Origin of the sequence: Ereboglobus sp. PH5-10 (genome assembly GCF_029504735.1) — a bacterium.
In the GTDB taxonomy this organism is placed as follows: domain Bacteria; phylum Verrucomicrobiota; class Verrucomicrobiia; order Opitutales; family Opitutaceae; genus Ereboglobus.
In genome coordinates this window covers 119,819-136,993 of record NZ_JAQFIP010000001.1, presented here as the reverse complement: position 1 = coordinate 136,993, position 17,175 = coordinate 119,819, and the positions used below count along the sequence as shown (strand labels likewise).

Below are 17,175 nucleotides of genomic sequence, written 5' to 3'. Positions count from 1 at the left end.
TTCCGGCGGCAGTCCGCGCTATGTCGCATCATCTGCTCTCAGGTCTTTGTTTCTTCTCAAACGTATCATACAGCGCGGGCAATAGTATCAGCGTCAGGAATGTTGCTGTGATTATTCCGCCGATGACGACCGTTGCTAGGGGGCGTTGGACTTCGGCGCCGGGGCCTGTTGCTAGTGCCATGGGGAGGAAGCCCAGGCTGGCGACGAGTGCTGTCATAAGGACGGGGCGGAGGCGGGTTAGTGCGCCTTCGATGGCCGTGTCGCGGACGCTCAGGCCTTCGGCGCGGAGGGTGTTGAAATGGCTCACCATCATCAGGCCGTTGAGGACTGCCACGCCGCTCAGGGCGATGAAGCCGACGCCGGCGCTGATCGAAAAGGGCATGTCGCGCAGCCAGAGCGCGAAGACGCCGCCGGTGACGGCGAGCGGGATGCCCGTGTAAACGAGCAGCGCCTGGCGAAGGCTGCCGAAGGCGATGAATATGAGGACAAAGATGATCGCGAGCGCGGCGGGCACGATGATCGCGAGGCGGGCGCGGGCTTGTTGCAGGTTTTGGAAGGAGCCGCCAAACTCGATCGTGTAGCCGGGGGGAAGCTTGATTTCGGCGGCGATTTTTTGCTGCGCCTCGCGGACGTAGCTTTCCACGTCGCGGCCGCGGAGGTTGACCATGATCGCGGCGCGGCGCTGGCCGGACTCGCGGGTGATGGCGGCGACTTTTTCAGTGACGACGAGGTCGGCCACCTGGCCGAGCGTGAGGAGGGTGTCGGGCGATTCGGCGCGGAGCGGGATGCGCAGGATTTCCTCGGTGCGGGAGCGGATGTCGTCGGTGACGCGCACGACGATGGGGATGCGGCGGTTGCCTTCGATGACCGTGCCGACATCGGCGCCGGCGAGCGCGGTTTCGACGGCGGCGTTGAGTTCGGAGGCGTGGATGTTGTAGCGCGCCATGGCGTCGGGCTTGAGTTTGATTTCGAGGAGCGGGGATTTGCCGAGCGAGTCGAATTCGACGTCGGCGGCGCCGGGGATGGCCTCGAGGATTTCGCGCGCCTCGGTGGCGATGTGCTCGATTTGGTCGTAGTCGTCGCCAAAGACTTTCACGGCGATGTCGGCGCGCGTGCCTTCGAGGATTTCGTTGAAGCGCATTTGGATGGGCTGGCTGAAGAGGTAGGCCTGGCCGGGGATGGCGGTTTCGAGCGCGGCGGTGAGTTGCGCGGCGAGGTCGGACTTGGAGGTTGGCACAGGGTGGGTGGCATGGGCGACTCGCCCATGTTCCGGATGTTTGTGAGCTGAACGCATGGCCGGGTCGGCCATGTCACTCGATCCCACGGGCGAGTCGCCCGTGCCACTCGATCCGGCAGGCCATTGGTCGAAGGGTTTGAAGAAGATGTAGGTGTCGGCGACGTTGACGCCCATCGGGTCGGTGGCGACTTCCTGCGTGCCGATGCGCGAGAAGGTCGTGGTGATGCCCGGGAATTGTTGGTGGATGATTTGCTCGGTTTTTTCCTGCATGGCGACGGAGGCGTCGAGGCCGATGCTTGTGGTGCGGATCATGTGCGTGGCAAACGAGCCTTCGTCGAGTTGCGGGATGAACTCGGCGCCGAGGTTTTTAAATGTGTGCGCGGCGAGGGCGAAGAGCGCGATCGACGCGGCGACGATGAGCCAGCGGAGGCGGAGCGCGACCGCGAGCAGCGGGCGGTAGGCGGCCTTGAGGGCGCGGATGACGAGGTTGTCCTTGTGCGAGATGTTGCCGCGGAGGATGTGGCTGCTGAGCACGGGCATGAGCGTGAGCGTGAGGATGATCGCGCCGATGAGCGCGTAGATGACGGTGAGCGCCATGGGCTTGAAGGTTTTGCCTTCGATGCCGGTGAGCGAGAGCAGCGGGATGTAAACGATGGTGATGATGAGGACGCCGAAGAACGCGGGGCGACCGACTTCCTTGGCGGCGGAGAGGACGGTTTGGTTGCGCTCGGCGGCGTTGAGCGGGCGTCCGATTTCGTGCTGCCGGAGGCCGAGCCGGCGAACGATGTTTTCAACCATGACAACGGCGCCGTCGATGATGAGGCCGAAGTCGACCGCGCCGAGGCTCATGAGGTTGCCGCTGAGGTTGGTCTCGACCATGCCGGTGATGGCGAAGAGGAACGAGAGGGGGATGGCGAGCGAGACGATGAGGGCGGCGCGGATGTTGCCGAGAAGGAGCAGGAGAACGACCACGACAAAGATCGCGCCGTAGGTGAGGTTGTGCGCGACGGTGTTGATGGTGCGGTCAACGAGTTCGGTGCGGTCGTAAACGGTGATGATTTCGACGTTGTCGGGGAGGCGCGGGCGGAGTTCGTCGATTTTTTCGGCGATGCGGCGCGCGACGATGCGGGGATTTTCGCCGGTGAGCATGAGGGCGGAGCCGAGCACGGCCTCGCGTCCGTTGTGCGTGGAGGAGCCGGTGCGGATCGAGGAGCCGATGGCAACCTCGGCGAGGTCGGAGACGAGGAGGGGGCGCGAGGCGAGTCCGCGAAACTTCACGGGCAGGCGCGCGATGTCGTCTGTGGTTTGCACGCGGGAATCGGCGCGGATGATGATTTGCTCGGCGCCGATTTGGACCGCGCCGCCGCCGGCGTTTTCGGTGTTGGCGGCGATGATGTCGGCGAGCTCGGCGGTGGTGATGCCGGCGGCGAGGAGCGCGTCGGGGCGCGGGTAGACGAGGATTTGTTTTTCGTAGCCGCCGGAGGCGTTGACTTCGGCGATGCCGGGGACGGCGCGCAGGGCGGGCTTGATGACTTGGTCGTGGAGGAGCTTGAGCTCCATGAGTTGCTCGGGGCGCGTGGCGGGGATCGGGGAATGCGGAGTGCGGAGTGCGGAATGCGGAATGGGTTGTGCGGGTTGAGTGGCATGGGTGACCCGCCCGTGTTCAGGATGTTTGTGGGATGCAGACATGGCCGGGTCGGCCATGCCACCCGATCCGCCCGAGCCCATGGGCGAGTCGCCCATGCCACTCAATCCGGCGGCGTCGTGTTTGTAATCGACAACGTAGTAGTAGATTTCGCCGAGGCCGGTGGTGATGGGGGCGAGCTTGGGCGCGAGGCCGGGGGGGAGCGACTCGGCGGCGTTGGCAAGGCGTTCGGCGACGAGCTGGCGGGCGCGATAGATGTCGGCAGAGTCCTCGAAGACGATCGTGATTTGCGAGAGGCCGAACTTGGAGAGCGAGCGCATTTCGCGCGCGCCGGGGATGCCGCTCATTTCCATTTCGATGGGAAAGGTGACGAGCTTTTCAATTTCCTCGGGCGCGAGGTTTTTGACTTCGGTGTTGATCTGCACTTGCGTGCTGGTGATGTCGGGCACGGCGTCGATCGGCAGGCGGTTGACAAACCAGAGTCCGGCGAGAAGAAGCGCGAGCGCGCCGAGCAAAACGAGCGGGCGCTGGCGAAGGGAGAATTCGAGGATGCGATTGATCATTGGGAAAGAGGAGGGAAAAGGAGTCAGAATACAGGAGTCAGGAGTCAGAATGTAGAAAGCCGGAGACGAAGGCAGGAGGCTTGGTGGTTTGTAGCTGGGTTCTGGCTTTCTGGCCTCTGGTCTTCTGGGTTTCTCAGTGCGAGTGTCCGCCGCCTTTGGTGAGGCGGAGTTCGGTGAGCCAGAGTTGTTCGACGGCGGTGGCGGCGACGGGGGCGTCGGGCGCGAGGCCGGAGATGATTTCGGTGTGGGCGCCGTCGGTCATGCCGAGCACGACGGGCGTGCGGCGGTAGTGGCCGTCGTGATAGAGATACGCGAAGGTGCCTTCTATGGTTCGAAGCACGGCGGTGTTGGGAATGGTGAGTTTTTGCTCGGGCGGGCCGATCAGCGGAATGGCGAGGCTGTCGCCGATGTCCGTGCCCGGAGAGGAGGCGGACTTGGCAGCCTGCGCCATGTTGTGAATGTCGGCGAGCGCGAGGGTGACTTCGACTTGGCCGGTGGCGTGCGTGAGGGCGCGGTTAATGGCGAGGATACGCACGCCTTCGTGCGGGTGATCCTGCATGTCGTCGGCAACGGAGGGCGGGACGAGCGCGGTGACTTGCACGGGCGGGCCGGCGTCGACGACGGTGGCGTTGAGCATGACGCGGTGCGCAAACGGGCGCGTGACAATGCGCGTGGTGGCGAGGTTGATGGCGTGCGCCGTGGCGTCGTCGAATTTCAGGCCGTTCTTTTCGTCGTAGGTGACATTCGTGCTTTCGGACGCGCCGTGCGAATGGCCTGCGTGCGGATCGCGTTTTTGGGCAGGCTCGGTTTTGTGATCATGGCCGGGCGCGGAGTGGTCGCGGTCGGGCTTGGCATGATCGTGGTCCGCGTGCGGGTCTGTTTTTTCGGGGGCGCTGTGCGCGGCGTGATCATGACCGTCGTGGGCGTCGTGTTCGCGGGCTGCGCGATTTTGGTCCGCGTGGTCGTGATTGTCGTGTTGTTGTTTGTTGTGATCGTGGCTTGCGTGATCGTGCCCCGCGTGGTCGTCATGGCGCGAGCAGGCGGTGGCGAAGGCGAGGGCGGCGATAAGCGTGATGGCGAAAAAAATGGGGCGCGACTTTGTCGCGTCCGGCGGCGGGACGCCGCCGCTCCTTGCGCTGGCGTGGTTCGTGGATGTTTTCATTCTACATTCTCCATTTTCATTCTTCATTTGGAGTTCGCGCCGCTTAGCGGAACGAGCTTCAGGCCTGTGAGTTCCTCAAGGCGAAGGGCGGCTTCGAGGGCTTCGTTGCGCGTGTCGAGGAGCGATTCGACGGCGTCGAGATAACTGTTTTGCAGTTCGATGTAGGTGGAAATGGGAACGGCTCCGAGGCGGTAGTGGCGGTCGGCGAGCGCGGCGGCTTCGCGGAATTTTGTTATCGTGTCGGGTTTCCATCGCGCGGTTTCGGCGAGTTTGGTTTGGAGGGTTTGGGCGGCGAGGAGGACGTCGCGGTCGAGTTCGCGCTCGGCAAGGTAGGCGGCGGCCTCGGCCTGGCGGCGGCGCGACTCGGCTTCGTTGACGGCGGCGCCGGAGCGTCCGGTGACGGGGAGCGGGATGGAGAGGCCGATGCCGAAGGAGCGCTCGGTGCCGTCGGCTTTTTCCTGCGAGTAGTAGGGGCTCACGGCGATGCCGGGGTAGCGTTCGTTGCGGGCGAGGCGGACGGCGTATCCTTGTTGCTCGAGTTCGACGCGGCGCATGCGGTATTCGAAGTTGTTTTCGCGGGCGGCGGCGAGGAGGGCGTTGCGCTCGGGCGGCGCGGCGAGTGCGGCGGCGTAATCGTGCGGGGCGTCGATGCGGAGCGGGGCGTCGGGGGCGGCGCCGCGGAGCTGGTTGAGCTCGATGAGCGCGGCGTGGAGGGCGAGCTCGGCCTCGGTGGCGCGGCGCTGGAGCGAGAGCTCGGAGGCTTCGATGACGCGCGTGTCGAGGAGCGGGGTGAGGCCGGCGGGATCGCGGGCGAGGAATGTTTCCTTGAGCGCGGTGAAGCGGTCGGCGACTTCGCGAATGGCGTCGGCGCGGGTGGCGGCGGAGTGCAGGCCGGTGGCGAGGACGCGCGCGCGGGCGGTGAGCGCCTGGTCGAAGCGCGCGAGGCCGAGCTCGGCGAGGGTGATGTCGCGGCTGGCGATGGCCTTGCGGAGCGGGAGGCGTCCGGGCCAGTCGAAGGTTTGCGTGAGCGAGACGGACCACGCGGCGCCCTCGCCCGCGAGGGAGCCGTCGGACGCGCGGACGCGCGTGCGCCCGAGTTCGACGGAAAGCTCGGGATCGGCGAGGCGCGTGGCGGCGCGCGCGCTGGAGCGGGCGGCGGAAATCTCGGCCTCGTAGAATGCGCGCTCGGGATTTTTCGCGCTGATCTCGGTGATGAGCGCGGGGATGGTTGTGGCTTCCGCGGCGGGAGCGCCGCGGAGAAGGGTGAAGGGTGAAGAGTGAAGGGTGAAAAGGAGGGCCAGGGCGATGTGCGGGATGTGCTTCATGTTGTGTGTTTGTTGTAGTTGAAAAATGGATACGGGACGGGAGGGGGAGGGCTTCGCATGGGCGCGCGCGGCGGCGTCGCGGGCGAGGCGTCGGGATGGGAGGAACCTGTCAATCCGCGCGGGGATTGATCAGGCGAGGGAGGCGGCGGGGGCGCGCGACACGGGCGCGGTGCGTTCGGTAAAATGTCGCGAGGGTAACCAATCAGGCGGATCGGAGGGGAAGGAGGGCGGGGGGCGTTCGAAAACGCAAAGTGCGATTAGCGAGGCGGAAAGTGTTTCGATGAGGCAGGTGCACGCGTTGAGGGCCGATGGTTCGGGGGCGTTGAGGTGCTCGGCGGTGTCGAACCAGGAGGAAAACTCGACGAGCACGCAGGTGTCGTGCGCGTGCTGCGTTGTGTCGGTGTGATGGTCGCAACCGGTTTGGTGGTCGTGATCGATGACGTGCGCCTCGATGAGGCCGATTGCGTCGAGCATACAATGCTGCGTCGCCGGCAGCCAGATGGCGGCCATAAAGAGGGCGATGCATTGCACGAGGGGGCGCATAAAGCGTGAAAGTTGTCGCGAGCGACGGGGCTTTGTCAAGTTGCGGCTTGGAAATGACGTGCTTGTGAAATGAAATTTGTGTGCTAACGTTCCCAATACAACGGCAATGGATTTCTGCCGCTCCTTTACGGGGAAACCGCCGGTCGCGAGACTTGCTGATGATTCCTACTTGGTGTTCTCATTGCATACAAAAAGGAATCTCTCATGGCACTCTACTTTTGGATAGCTCTCGGTAGCGCGATTGGCGGATTGGCGCGATTCGCGCTTTCCGGTTTTGTTGCGCACCATGTCGGTGAAACGTTTCCGTGGGGCACGTTTATCGTCAATGTGAGCGGCTCGTTTCTGATCGGATTTTTCGCAACAATCACCGCTCCCGACGGGCGGTTTCTGGTCGGGAGCACGGCGCGCCAGTTTGTTATGACCGGCATTTTCGGGGGCTTCACAACGTATTCGTCGTTCAGCATACAGACGCTTGCGCTCGCCCGCGAGGGCGAGTGGTTTCACGCGGGAGCCAACGCCACGCTTACGTTTGTGATCTGCTTTCTGGCCGTGTGGCTCGGCTATATGTGCGCGACTTTTATCAACAATCTAAAATGAGACCGCATCAGGGCGCCTCCGATGGGTTTTGTTTTTGCCGCGCGTTTTTTGTCGATGAGTTTTCCGCGGCGAAGCTCATTCACTGACGCATGCGACGGGACAAAATACGCTGCGAACGCGGGCGCATGTCTTGCGGGGCTATTCGATGCGGTTGGTGTTTTGAGGGGCGCTTATTTGGCCGGCTCGGGTTGCGGCGCATCGGCGGGCGGCGTGCCTTTGTCGTTGGTTTGTTCGACGGTCTTTTCCTCCGTAGGGGGATAGGCGACTCGCGAATGCAGCATGTTCAGAAGCGTGAGGACAAAGCTATTTCTGATTTTGTTCAGGTCGGCAAATGTCAGCGGCGCGTCGTCGAGCTGCTCGTCATCCATGCGATCCCTGAAAATCTGGTCGATCAACTCGCCCAGGTGTTGCGGCGTTACTTTGCGCATCGAGCGCGAGGCCGCCTCGACACCGTCGGCGAGGAGGATGATCGCGCTTTCCTTGAATTGCGGGCGCGGGCCGTCGTAACGGTAAGTGGACTCGCTCACCGGAACGGGATCGAGGCCGGGCGAGTTTTGCATCGCAAACGGCGGGCGCGTGACAACCACGGGCGGGGTTGTTCCCCCGTGGTGCGGAATCGGCGAGGCGGAGCCGCTGGCCTGATAGCGTTTTTCACCGAGCGCCCTGTGATAGAAAAAGCGAATCAGGCTCGTGCCGTGGTGCTGCTGGATGACGTCGATGACCGCGCGCGGGAGCTTGTTTTTGATTGCGAGGTCAACGCCGTCCTTTACGTGCGCCTTGATGATGAGCGCGGAAAGCGAGGGGTTGTTTTCGTCGTGCGGGTTTGCGCGGTCTCGCTGGTTTTCCGTGAAGTATTCGGGTTTGTTCGTCTTGCCGATGTCGTGGAAGAGCGCGCACACGCGAGCGAGCAGCGGATTGGCGCCGATGGCGTTGGCGGCGTTTTCCGCAAGCTGCGCCACGACGAGCGAATGGTGATAGGTGCCGGGCGCCTCCATTTGCATGCGCCGGAGGAGCGGGTGATTGTAGTCGGTGAGCTCGAGCAGCGTGATGTCGGTCGTGCGTTGAAAAAGCGTTTCGATGATCGGCAGCAAGCCGACGACGATGACGCCGGTGATGACGCCGTTTATCAGGCCCGTGAGTATCTGGCGGGGCACGGTGAAATCGGGCCCCAGGAATGACTGCTGGTCGATGATGCCGAAGAGCAGCGCGAAGCACGAAACGGCGATGCCGCCATAAAGCGCCGCGCGCATGATGCTGCTGCGGCGGCGGACGTGGCGGCATTGGTAGGTGGCGATGATCGACGCGAAGAAGGTGAGCACGAGCACGTCGAGCCGGTTTCCGTAAATGACGCTCGTGAACACGGAGATCAGCAGCGCCATGAAAATGGCCGAGCCCGCGTCGATGAGAATCACGACAATGATCGGCGCGATCGCGGTTGGCGCCAGATACGGCAGGATTGATGCCGCCTCCGAGTGGTGCATGAAATACGGCAGCTCGCTCAACCAATAGGTGACCCGCACAAGGGCGAGATTGAAGACAACAACGAGCGCGAGGAGCGCGAGGCGTCCGTTGCTCTGGAGCGTCTCGGGGTCCTCGATGCGCATGTAGATGGCGCACGCGAGCACCATCGCCAGCACCACGAGGATGCGACGTAGAAATTGCATGTCGGCCGAGCTGCTCTCGGTGTTGTGCTCAAGCTGGTAGGCGCGATAGGCCTCGAGCATTTCGTGCTGTTCGGATGTCACGCGCTTGCCGTTTTCGATGATGATCTGCCCCTTCTCAACATGGACGACCGGCGAGGGCATTTTTATCGTGGCTTCCATCTTGAGCGCCTCGGTGGCAACCTCGTCGAAGCGGATGTTGGGCGCGAGGCCGTTGTCGAAGATGCGCGCGATTGTGTTGATCGTCCTGCGCCGCAGTCCCTCGCTGGCCAGGCTTACGCGCAATTCGCTGCGCGCGTTTTCAAGCGTGCGCACGGTGCGCTCCACGCTTTCGCCGCCGGGGCGCGTTATTCGCAGCAGCGTGGATGTGCCGTCGGACGCCGTCATCATGGCAAGCGCATTGTCCTGAATGCCGTCCTTGCAGATTTCGCGCAGTGTTTGCAATGCGGTCTCGGCGATCTCGCGGCGCCGGTTGGCGTCGCCGATGTCGAGCAGCGTCCGCACCTCCGCCGCCGTGGTGTTGTAGGGGCCGCGGGCGTTGAATGCGACCAGGAGCGCGTTGAACGACGCGGTGCGCACGGGATTCTCGGCGCCCTCGGGCGGGTATCTTTTTTCAAACGTGTCCAGGTCCGCCAGCAAGTCCTTGATCGCGGCCTCGAATTTTCTGAGCGGCTCGTCGTCGAGCTTGTAAACGCGGGGCACGCGGTTGCGGATTTGCTCGCGCGTGAGCTCGGCCTGCTGGTGGCTCACGTAATCAAACGCGACGTTTGCGGTGATTTGCACCCCGGCGACCTGGTTCGGGTAAATCGGAATCGAGCTGCTGTTGATTCCCACGTAGCTGATGAACACGATTGAGGACGCCGTCGCGATGAGGATCAACGTCGTGACGAGCCTGTGGGTTGCGAGGAATTTCCAGACGCGCGAGTTGACGAGAGTCTTGCGTTTGCGCGGCTGCTGGCCACCACCTGGAAGGGTGCGTAGAGTATCAATCAGAGACATGAATGCGGTATGATTTCTTGAAACATATTTGAAAACAACCGTCCGCAATTAGAAGAAACACGCGCGATTTAGCTAGGTTAATTGTGCGCTTAATTATTCCTCGGCGATTGCGGCATCTGGTTTGCAATAAACAATCGTGACGCAAAACGAGCCCGGTTTTTTTTCGGACGAGATGTTTTGAACGGGATTAACGGGTTTTCGCCCGAGTCACGTCACTTCACTTCCAAGTCCACGTATTTCCACGGGTAGTTGTCCAGGAACGTGGTGCGGAAATTCTTTACCCGCGGGGAAATGATTCTCGCGTAGGTGTAGAAATAAATCGGCATGATCGGCAGGTCGCGCAGCAGCATTTTTTCCATGCGCTGGTAGATCGCATAACGCTCCTCCTGCGTCTTCGCCTCGAGCGCCGCGTCGAGCATGCGGTCGTATTCGGCGTTGCCCCAGTTCGTGTTGTTGTTGCCGCCGCCCGTGCGCCACAGGTCGAAAAACACATGCGGATCGACATAGTCCGCGATCCACCCCGCGCGCTGCACCTGAAAGTTCATCGTCTTCTGCGAGTCGAGATACACCTTCCACTCCTGGTTGTAGAGGCCGATTTCGACGCCGAGGTTTTTGCGCCACATCTGCTGCAGCGCCTCCGCGATGATGCGGTGTTTCTCAAGCGTGTTGTAAAGCAATTCGGTTTTTGGAAACCCCTTGCCGTTCGGATAACCCGCCTCGGCCAGCAGTCGTCGCGCCTCGGCGATGTTTGCCTTCAACGCCGCGTCCGGCGCCGGCGTGTAACCCGCCACATCCGGCGGCACAATCGTGTAGGCCGGTTTTTCGTCGGCGAGCGTCACGTATTTCACCAGCCGCTCGCGGTTGATCGCCAGCGCAAACGCGCGCCGCACTCGCACATCGTCGAACGGTTTGCGCTTTGTGTTGAAGCGATAAAAATAAACGCCGCAGTAGGGATCGATGCGCAGGTGCGAGTCGGGCGAGCGTTTGTAGGAGGGGATTTTTTGCGGCGGAAAATCGTAGGTGATGTCGAGCTGCCCCGCGCGATACATGCGCTCCTCGTTGTCGGATTGCGTGACGGGATAAAAATCAATGCCGTCGAGTTTCACCGTTTCGCGATCCCAATATGTGGGCGAGCGCCGTGTTGAAATAATCTGGTTCTGCTTCCACTCCGTGAGCACGAACGGGCCGTTGCCGACGAGATTTCCCGGACGCGTCCATCGCGAACCCTTCGCGTCCACCGGGCCGAATTTTTCAATCACCGAAAGCGGCACCGGAAACCACGCATAGTGCGTGAGCGCGCTCAGGAAAAACGGCGCGGGCCTCTCGAGCGTGAGCACCAGCGTGCGCTCGTCGGGCGCGCGCGCGCCGACGGTGGAAAAATTCCCCGTTTTTCCCGTGTAGTAATCCGTCGCGCCCTTGAGCAGAAAAAGCATGTAGGCGTATTCGGTGGCGAGCTTGGGCGACAGCATGCGCGCATACGAACGCACGAAATCGTTTGCCGTGACCGGCTCGCCGTTCGACCACTTCGCGTCCGCCCGCAAATGGAACGTGTAGACAAGCCCGTCGTCCGACACATCCCAGCGCTCCGCCACGCCGGGAATCACGCCCAGGTCGTCGGGCGAATTGTTCACCAGCCCCTCGAACAACGCGCACGCCAGGCGGTGCTCCACGCTTCCGGAAATCACCTGCGGATCGAGGTCCTGCGGCTCGTCGCCATTGCCGGCGCGAAGGATTTTTTGCTGTCCCGCCGCGGACACGGCAAAGCAGACCGCGCTCAGGCAGAGAAGGAGGATGCGATGGACGTTCATGCGTAGTAAAGATACAGATCAAACAAAACGATCATGACCATGAAAAGGGCAATCGCCAGCCTCGCCGCCATGGAAATGCCGTAACCCACGCCCGCGCCAAACCCGGACTTCACCGAGCCTTCCAAGCCTTTCCTCGCAAAAATAATCTCCGCGACAAACGCCCCGATGACCGGCCCGAGCAACAGGCCGAACGGCGCGAAAAACAGACCGACAATTCCGCCCACCGCCGCGCCGAACAAACCCCACCGCGTCGCGCCGGCCCATTTGGCGCCGACGAGTGTTCCAAGGAAATCCACCACGCGCTCCAGGATCGCGCAAACCACCAGCGCCACAATCGTCCACCACGAAAGCACGTCGGGCAGAATCAACTTGTGGATGAGCGCGCCGACCACCGGCAGCACCGCGCCCGGCACCACGGGGATGAGCGCGCCAAACGGTCCGCAGACCAATCCGATCACGAGCGCGCTCCAGGCGAGAATTTCCAATGTGATTTGCATGTCGATTAATTCAAACAGTGGCGCGTTTTGGCGCGCGTTCGTGTTGTGTCGGGCGCGCGAAAAAGGACTCGCGCGAACAGCGCCCTTATTTCAGCAAAAACCTCACGGCCGCGAAGTAGCCCTCCAAGCCGAGGCCGCTGATCATGCCGGCGCAAGCGGGCGCGGTCAGCGATGTGTGGCGGAATTCCTCGCGCTTGTAGATGTTTGAAATGTGGACTTCGACCGCGGGCAAATGCGCGCCAAGAAGCGCGTCGCGCAAGGCGACGCTCGTGTGCGTGTAGGCGCCGAAGTTGACCACGAGGCCGTCGAACTTCGCGTCGGCGAACGCGGCGATTTTGCCCACGATTTCGCCCTCGATGTTGGATTGGAAAAACTCAAGCGCGGCCTTGCCGTTGAACTCGGCCTGCAGTTGCCGCGCGAGCTGCGCGAGGGTGGTGGAGCCGTAGATTTCCGGCTCGCGTTTGCCGAGGCGGTCGAGGTTGGGGCCGTTAATGATGCCGATTTTTTTCATGATAAAAAATGTTTGTCGCGGTAAGGCGAAGTCTCCGGCTGGACCGCGATGCGCGAAACGGCGCAGCCGGAGGCTTCGCCCTACCTTGAATGCTCGTATTTCACAATGGGTTGTCCGTGGCGATGAATTTCCACGGGAGGCCGAAGCGCCCGGAGAGCTCGGCGGCGAGGGCTTTCACGCCGTGCACCTCGGTGGCGTAGTGGCCGCAGAGGTAGAGGTTGAGTTTTTGCTCCTGCGCGACGTTGAACCATTCCTCGCGGAGCTCGCCGGTCACGAGCGTATCGACGCCGGCGGCGGCCAGTTCGCGCATGGCGCTGTTGCCGCTGCCGCTGCAAAAGGCGATGGCGCGCGGTTTGGTTGAGCCGTATTCAATGGCCGTCACGCGCGGATAGAGTTTTTGCAACTGCGAGCGCAGCGACGCGCGCGACGCCTTGTGCGCGGCGATCCAGCCGACCGGCTCGCCGTCGTGCACCATGAACGGCGTGTCGGGCGCGAGGCCGAGCTGGCGCGCGAGCAGGGCGTTGTTGCCGATCTCGGGATGCGAATCGAGCGGCAGGTGCGACGAGTAGAGCGCGCAGTTGGCGCGCATGAGCGTGGAAACGCGCTCGTAAACGGGGCCGGTGATCGGGCGGGGCATGTCCCAATACATGCCGTGGTGCGCGATGAGAAAGTCGATGCCGGCGGCGGCGGCCTTGCGGAACGGCGTGATGCCGGAGTCGACGATGGCGCCGATTTTGGTGACGCGTCCGTCGTTGGCGAGCTGGAGTCCGTTGAAGGCGCCGGGCGCGTCATTGAACGCGGCGCGGCGCGTTCGTTCGTCACAATAGGCAACCAGTTCGTGGAGTGTGGGCATGCGGGTAATGTTGGCTGGCGCGGCGCGGCCTGCCAAGTCTGCATCGCGAGAGGCCGGCGGGTGTGGATTCCCGCCCGCGTCACGTTTTTGATTACCTCACGTCGTGCGCGGCGGCGCGGTTTAGGGCGCTGGCGACGGCCTTGATCGAGGCGAACTCAATGCTGGTGTCCTCGCCCACGCCGTAATAGGTGCGGCCGCGTTCCGACTTGATTTGGATGTAGGCGGCGGCGCGCGCCTCGGCACCCTTGCCGAGCGAGTGTTCGCTGTAACTGATGAGTTCGAATTTTGGCAGTGCTGTGCTTGCGGCGAGCGCGCGCACAAAGGCGTCGATCGGGCCGTTGCCCTGGCCGGTGATTTTTTGCGGTTTGCCGCCGTCGATGCGCACAGTCGCCTCGCAACGCACGGTTTTGTCGCGCTTTTCGGCGGTCTTGCATTGGTCGACCGAAAGCGGTGTGTCGCGCTTAAGATATTCGTTCTCGAAGGCGGCGAGGATTTCCTCGGGGGAGAGCTCGGTGCCCTTGGCGTCGGCGATGTCGTTGATGAGCTTGCCGATTTCCTTGTGCATGAGCTTGGGCAGCTGATAGCCGTAATCCGTTTCGAGCACGTAGGCGACGCCTCCCTTGCCCGATTGCGAGTTGATGCGGATGATGGCCTTGTAGTTGCGGCCGAGGTCGGCGGGATCGATGGGCAGGTAGAGGACGTCCCAAGGTTTGCCGGGGTGCTGGTGCGGCATGGATTTTTTGATGGCATCCTGGTGCGAGCCGCTGAACGCGGTGAAGACGAGTTCGCCGGCGTAGGGGTGGCGCGGGGGCACTTCCATGCGCGTGCAGCGCTCGTAGGTTTCGCGGATTGAATTGATGCGGCTGAAATCGAGCCGCGGATCGATGCCGTGCGAATACATGTTGAGCGCGACGTTCATGATGTCGAGGTTGCCGGTGCGCTCGCCGTTGCCGAAGAGCGTGCCCTCGACTCGGTCGGCCCCGGCGAGGAGCGCGAGCTCGGTGGCGGCGACGCCGGTGCCGCGGTCGTTGTGCGTGTGCAGCGAGACGATGCTGAGGTCGCGGCGCGTGAGGTGCCGGCACATCCACTCGATCTGGTCGGCGTGGACGTTGGGCGTGGCGTATTCGACGGTCGCGGGGAGGTTGAGGATGATTTTATTTTCGGGCGTCGGCTGCCAGACATCGGTGACGGCCTCGCAGACTTCGAGCGCAAAATCGAGCTCGGTGCTGGTGAAGCTCTCGGGCGAATACTCGAGACGCAGGTTCATGCCCCCGGCAACGAGCGGCTGCGCATGCTGCTTGAGGAAACGAGTGGCGTTGATGGCGATGGCCTTGACCTGGTCGCGCGAGGCGTTGTTGAAAACGTATTCGCGCTGCTTGGGCGAGGTGGAGTTGTAGAGGTGGAAGATGACGTTTTTCGCGCCGCGGACGGCCTCGAGCGAGCGTGTGATCAGCTCCTCGCGGCACTGGCAGAGCACCTGGATGGCGACATCGTCGGGGATGCGGTTTTCGTCGATGAGGCGGCGGCAGAAATCAAACTCGATTTGCGAGGCGGAGGGGAAGCCGACCTCGATTTCCTTGAAGCCGATTGTGTGGGCGAGCATCTCGAAGAACTCGAGTTTTTCGGCGACGCTCATGGGCTGGGCGAGCGCCTGGTTTCCGTCGCGCAGGTCGACGCTGCACCAGACGGGCGCGCGGGTGATGGTGCGGTTGGGCCACTGCCGGTCGGGCAGGCTGACGGGAGGGAAGGGAACGTATTTTGTGATGGATGCTTTTTGCATGTGAATGCGAACTGGCGAAAATTTAAAAATAAAAGGCGAAGGCTATTGCGAGGAGGCGACGCGTGTAAATGTCGCAAACCGCTGCGCGCACATTTTGCGGGCGGTGGAAACAGGCTTGGTTGATGACGCACGATCAGCCGCGAACGCGACCCTCTCGGATCGTGCGCCTAAATAAGTCGAAGAGCCTGTGCGTTGTTTCGCATGTGATGGGGCGCACGGAAAACGCGGGCGGTGTTTTAGTCAAGCGGGGATTTTGGCCAAGCGGCTTCCATGCGGCCAATGAAAGCCTCTCCGCAATTGACGGGAATGTCTCCAGGCGGGCATCAAAAAAGCCAGCCTTCAGCAGGCTGGCTTTTGGTTGATGTTGTTGCGCGATGTTATCAGTGCATTTGCACGCCGTGCATGTCGCCGGTGGCGAGGAACTGCTGGTGGAACGCGAAGGCGTTCGCGAGCGAGGTCTTCGTGTGGCCGCTCTTCGTCATTTCGCGGTAGCGCATGAGCGCGTCGCGGTAGTCGGGGTGCGCGCACTTGTTGATGATTTCGAGCGAACGCTCGGCGGGCGATTTGCCGCGCAGGTCGGCGATGCCTTGCTCGGTGATGATGACTTGCACGTCGTGCTCGGTGTGGTCGAGGTGGCTGGCGAAGGGCACGATCGCACTGATCTTGCCGCCCTTGGCGGCGGACGGGCAGGTGAAGATAGAGATGTAGGCGTTGCGTGTGAAGTCGCCCGAGCCGCCGATGCCGTTCATGAGGTTGTTGCCCATGATGTGCGTCGAGTTGATGTTGCCGAAGATGTCGGCTTCGATGGCGGTGTTGATCGTGATGATGCCGAGGCGGCGGACCATCTCGGGGTTGTTGGTGATTTCCTGCGGGCGGAGGAGGAGGCGCGGACGGAAGAACTCCATGTCGGCGTAGATGGTGTCCTTGAGGAGGTCGGGCGCGATGGTGAGCGAGGTGCCTGTGGCGAAGGTGCACTTGCCGGAGCGAATGAGGCCGATGACGGAATCCTGGATGACTTCCGAATACATCTGGAAGTTCGGGATGTCGGGATTCGCGCCGAGCGCGCCGAGGACGGCGTTGGCGATGTTGCCCACGCCGGACTGGAGGGGGAGAAACTCGCGCGGGATGCGGCCAACGGCGATTTCGTTGGCGATAAAGTTGGCGACGTTGGCGCCGATTTTGGTGGTGAGTTCGTCCGCGGGGTCGAAGCCGCCGACTTCGTCGGGCGCGTTGCTTTCGACAATGCCGGCGATTTTTTTCGGGTCGATTTTGACGGTTTCTGTGCCGATGCGGTCGGTGGCTTTCTCGATGGGGATGACTTTGCGGAAGGGCGGGTCGAGCGGTTCGTAGATGTCGTGGAAGCCGCGGAGTTTGGGCGAGTGGTAGCGGTTGAGCTCGATGATGACGCGGTCGGCCTGGTTAAGGAGGGTGGGGGAGTTGCCGACGGAGGTGGTCAGGGTGATTTCGCCGTCGTCAGTGATGTCGCAAGCCTCGACGATGGCCCAGTGGATTTTGCCGAGAAAGCCGCGGCGGATTTGCTGGGCGACGTGCGAGAGGTGCATGTCGAAGAACTGGACGCCGCCGGCGTTGATGGACGCGCGGAGCGATTTGTTGGTCTGGTAGGGCGTGCGCCAGGAGAGGGCGTCGGCGCGGGCGAGTTCGCCGTCGAGCGAGTCGCCGGTGGAGGCGCCGGAAACGACGGCGACTTTGAAGGGGCGTCCGGCTTCGTGCTCGGCGCGCGCGCGCGCCGCGAGGGCCGTGGGCACGACTTTGGCCGCGCCCGCGGGAGTGAAACCGCTAACACCGATGGTGCTGCCGTGATTGATCAGGGCCGCCGCTTCAGCGGCGGTGAGTGTTGGGATTTTTGATGACATGATGTGATAAAAAAGCGTTTGGCGTGTGCGTGCGTGCGATGCTGCGGGTGATTGTGAAAATTGTAATGGATCGATTCAAGTGACAGTCAGGAGACGGTGAAAAACGACGGGCTGCGCGGC

12 protein-coding genes and 1 riboswitch are annotated in these 17,175 nt (G+C 62.5%); of the genes, 1 reads left to right on the top strand and 11 read right to left on the bottom strand.

Annotated elements, in window-relative coordinates; translation table 11 throughout:
* Positions 1 to 28: 28 nt before the first annotated feature.
* The 4 genes from M2447_RS00595 to M2447_RS00580 all read right to left on the bottom strand — a co-directional run bounded on the left by M2447_RS00595 (position 29) and on the right by M2447_RS00580 (position 6,475).
* A complete protein-coding gene (locus M2447_RS00595) occupies positions 29 to 3,445 on the bottom strand; it encodes a CusA/CzcA family heavy metal efflux RND transporter (protein ID WP_277556887.1) in 3,417 nt (1,138 codons plus the stop codon).
* Between the two features lie 133 nt (positions 3,446 to 3,578).
* Positions 3,579 to 4,607: a hypothetical protein gene (locus tag M2447_RS00590; RefSeq protein ID WP_277556885.1), complete on the bottom strand. Its 1,029-nt coding sequence runs from the start codon at positions 4,605 to 4,607 to the stop codon at positions 3,579 to 3,581.
* Positions 4,608 to 4,630: 23 nt separating this feature from the next.
* Positions 4,631 to 5,932 carry a TolC family protein gene (locus M2447_RS00585; protein ID WP_277556884.1) on the bottom strand — a complete coding sequence of 434 codons (1,302 nt, stop codon included), beginning with the start codon at positions 5,930 to 5,932 and terminating at the stop codon, positions 4,631 to 4,633.
* Positions 5,933 to 6,061: 129 nt separating this feature from the next.
* Positions 6,062 to 6,475 carry a hypothetical protein gene (locus M2447_RS00580; RefSeq protein ID WP_277556883.1) on the bottom strand — a complete coding sequence of 138 codons (414 nt, stop codon included), beginning with the start codon at positions 6,473 to 6,475 and terminating at the stop codon, positions 6,062 to 6,064.
* A gap of 93 nt (positions 6,476 to 6,568) precedes the next feature.
* Positions 6,569 to 6,650, top strand: a riboswitch (Fluoride riboswitch).
* A 29-nt stretch (positions 6,651 to 6,679) separates the two neighbouring features.
* Between M2447_RS00580 and crcB the strand changes: the two genes are divergently transcribed.
* On the top strand, positions 6,680 to 7,072 hold the full coding sequence (gene crcB, locus M2447_RS00575; RefSeq protein ID WP_277556881.1) for a fluoride efflux transporter CrcB: 393 nt from the start codon (positions 6,680 to 6,682) through the stop codon (positions 7,070 to 7,072).
* A gap of 170 nt (positions 7,073 to 7,242) precedes the next feature.
* Here crcB and M2447_RS00570 read toward each other — a convergent pair whose 3' ends face one another.
* The 7 genes from M2447_RS00570 to M2447_RS00540 form a co-directional block, all read right to left on the bottom strand.
* Positions 7,243 to 9,732, bottom strand: coding sequence for an HDIG domain-containing metalloprotein (locus M2447_RS00570; RefSeq protein WP_277556880.1), 2,490 nt, complete (start codon positions 9,730 to 9,732; stop codon positions 7,243 to 7,245).
* 212 nt (positions 9,733 to 9,944) lie between these two features.
* On the bottom strand, positions 9,945 to 11,540 hold the full coding sequence (locus tag M2447_RS00565) for a peptide ABC transporter substrate-binding protein (protein ID WP_277556878.1): 1,596 nt from the start codon (positions 11,538 to 11,540) through the stop codon (positions 9,945 to 9,947).
* Positions 11,537 to 12,037: a DUF456 domain-containing protein gene (locus M2447_RS00560; RefSeq protein ID WP_277556876.1), complete on the bottom strand. Its 501-nt coding sequence runs from the start codon at positions 12,035 to 12,037 to the stop codon at positions 11,537 to 11,539. The genes M2447_RS00565 and M2447_RS00560 overlap by 4 nt, the downstream gene beginning before the upstream one ends.
* Before the next feature lie 85 nt (positions 12,038 to 12,122).
* On the bottom strand, positions 12,123 to 12,548 hold the full coding sequence (gene aroQ / locus M2447_RS00555) for a type II 3-dehydroquinate dehydratase (RefSeq protein WP_277556875.1): 426 nt from the start codon (positions 12,546 to 12,548) through the stop codon (positions 12,123 to 12,125).
* Between the two features lie 100 nt (positions 12,549 to 12,648).
* Positions 12,649 to 13,401 (bottom strand): Nif3-like dinuclear metal center hexameric protein, encoded by a 753-nt coding sequence (locus M2447_RS00550; RefSeq protein ID WP_277508228.1) that lies wholly within the window; start codon positions 13,399 to 13,401, stop codon positions 12,649 to 12,651.
* A gap of 91 nt (positions 13,402 to 13,492) precedes the next feature.
* Positions 13,493 to 15,181, bottom strand: coding sequence for a 2-isopropylmalate synthase (leuA, locus tag M2447_RS00545; RefSeq protein ID WP_277556873.1), 1,689 nt, complete (start codon positions 15,179 to 15,181; stop codon positions 13,493 to 13,495).
* 380 nt (positions 15,182 to 15,561) lie between these two features.
* Positions 15,562 to 17,055: a succinate CoA transferase gene (locus M2447_RS00540; RefSeq protein WP_277556872.1), complete on the bottom strand. Its 1,494-nt coding sequence runs from the start codon at positions 17,053 to 17,055 to the stop codon at positions 15,562 to 15,564.
* Positions 17,056 to 17,175: the final 120 nt, after the last annotated feature.

What these genes read in the sequence shown, in the direction of transcription:
- aroQ (WP_277556875.1), bottom strand. Translation starts at nt 12,548, where the DNA reads ATGAAAAAAATCGGCATCATTAACGGCCCCAACCTCGACCGCCTCGGC.
- M2447_RS00595 (WP_277556887.1), bottom strand. Translation starts at nt 3,445, where the DNA reads ATGATCAATCGCATCCTCGAATTCTCCCTTCGCCAGCGCCCGCTCGTT.
- M2447_RS00560 (WP_277556876.1), bottom strand. Translation starts at nt 12,037, where the DNA reads ATGCAAATCACATTGGAAATTCTCGCCTGGAGCGCGCTCGTGATCGGA.
- M2447_RS00570 (WP_277556880.1), bottom strand. Translation starts at nt 9,732, where the DNA reads ATGTCTCTGATTGATACTCTACGCACCCTTCCAGGTGGTGGCCAGCAG.
- M2447_RS00585 (WP_277556884.1), bottom strand. Translation starts at nt 5,932, where the DNA reads ATGAAGCACATCCCGCACATCGCCCTGGCCCTCCTTTTCACCCTTCAC.
- M2447_RS00540 (WP_277556872.1), bottom strand. Translation starts at nt 17,055, where the DNA reads ATGTCATCAAAAATCCCAACACTCACCGCCGCTGAAGCGGCGGCCCTG.
- M2447_RS00580 (WP_277556883.1), bottom strand. Translation starts at nt 6,475, where the DNA reads ATGCGCCCCCTCGTGCAATGCATCGCCCTCTTTATGGCCGCCATCTGG.
- M2447_RS00565 (WP_277556878.1), bottom strand. Translation starts at nt 11,540, where the DNA reads ATGAACGTCCATCGCATCCTCCTTCTCTGCCTGAGCGCGGTCTGCTTT.
- leuA (WP_277556873.1), bottom strand. Translation starts at nt 15,181, where the DNA reads ATGCAAAAAGCATCCATCACAAAATACGTTCCCTTCCCTCCCGTCAGC.
- crcB (WP_277556881.1), top strand. Translation starts at nt 6,680, where the DNA reads ATGGCACTCTACTTTTGGATAGCTCTCGGTAGCGCGATTGGCGGATTG.
- M2447_RS00550 (WP_277508228.1), bottom strand. Translation starts at nt 13,401, where the DNA reads ATGCCCACACTCCACGAACTGGTTGCCTATTGTGACGAACGAACGCGC.
- M2447_RS00590 (WP_277556885.1), bottom strand. Translation starts at nt 4,607, where the DNA reads ATGAAAACATCCACGAACCACGCCAGCGCAAGGAGCGGCGGCGTCCCG.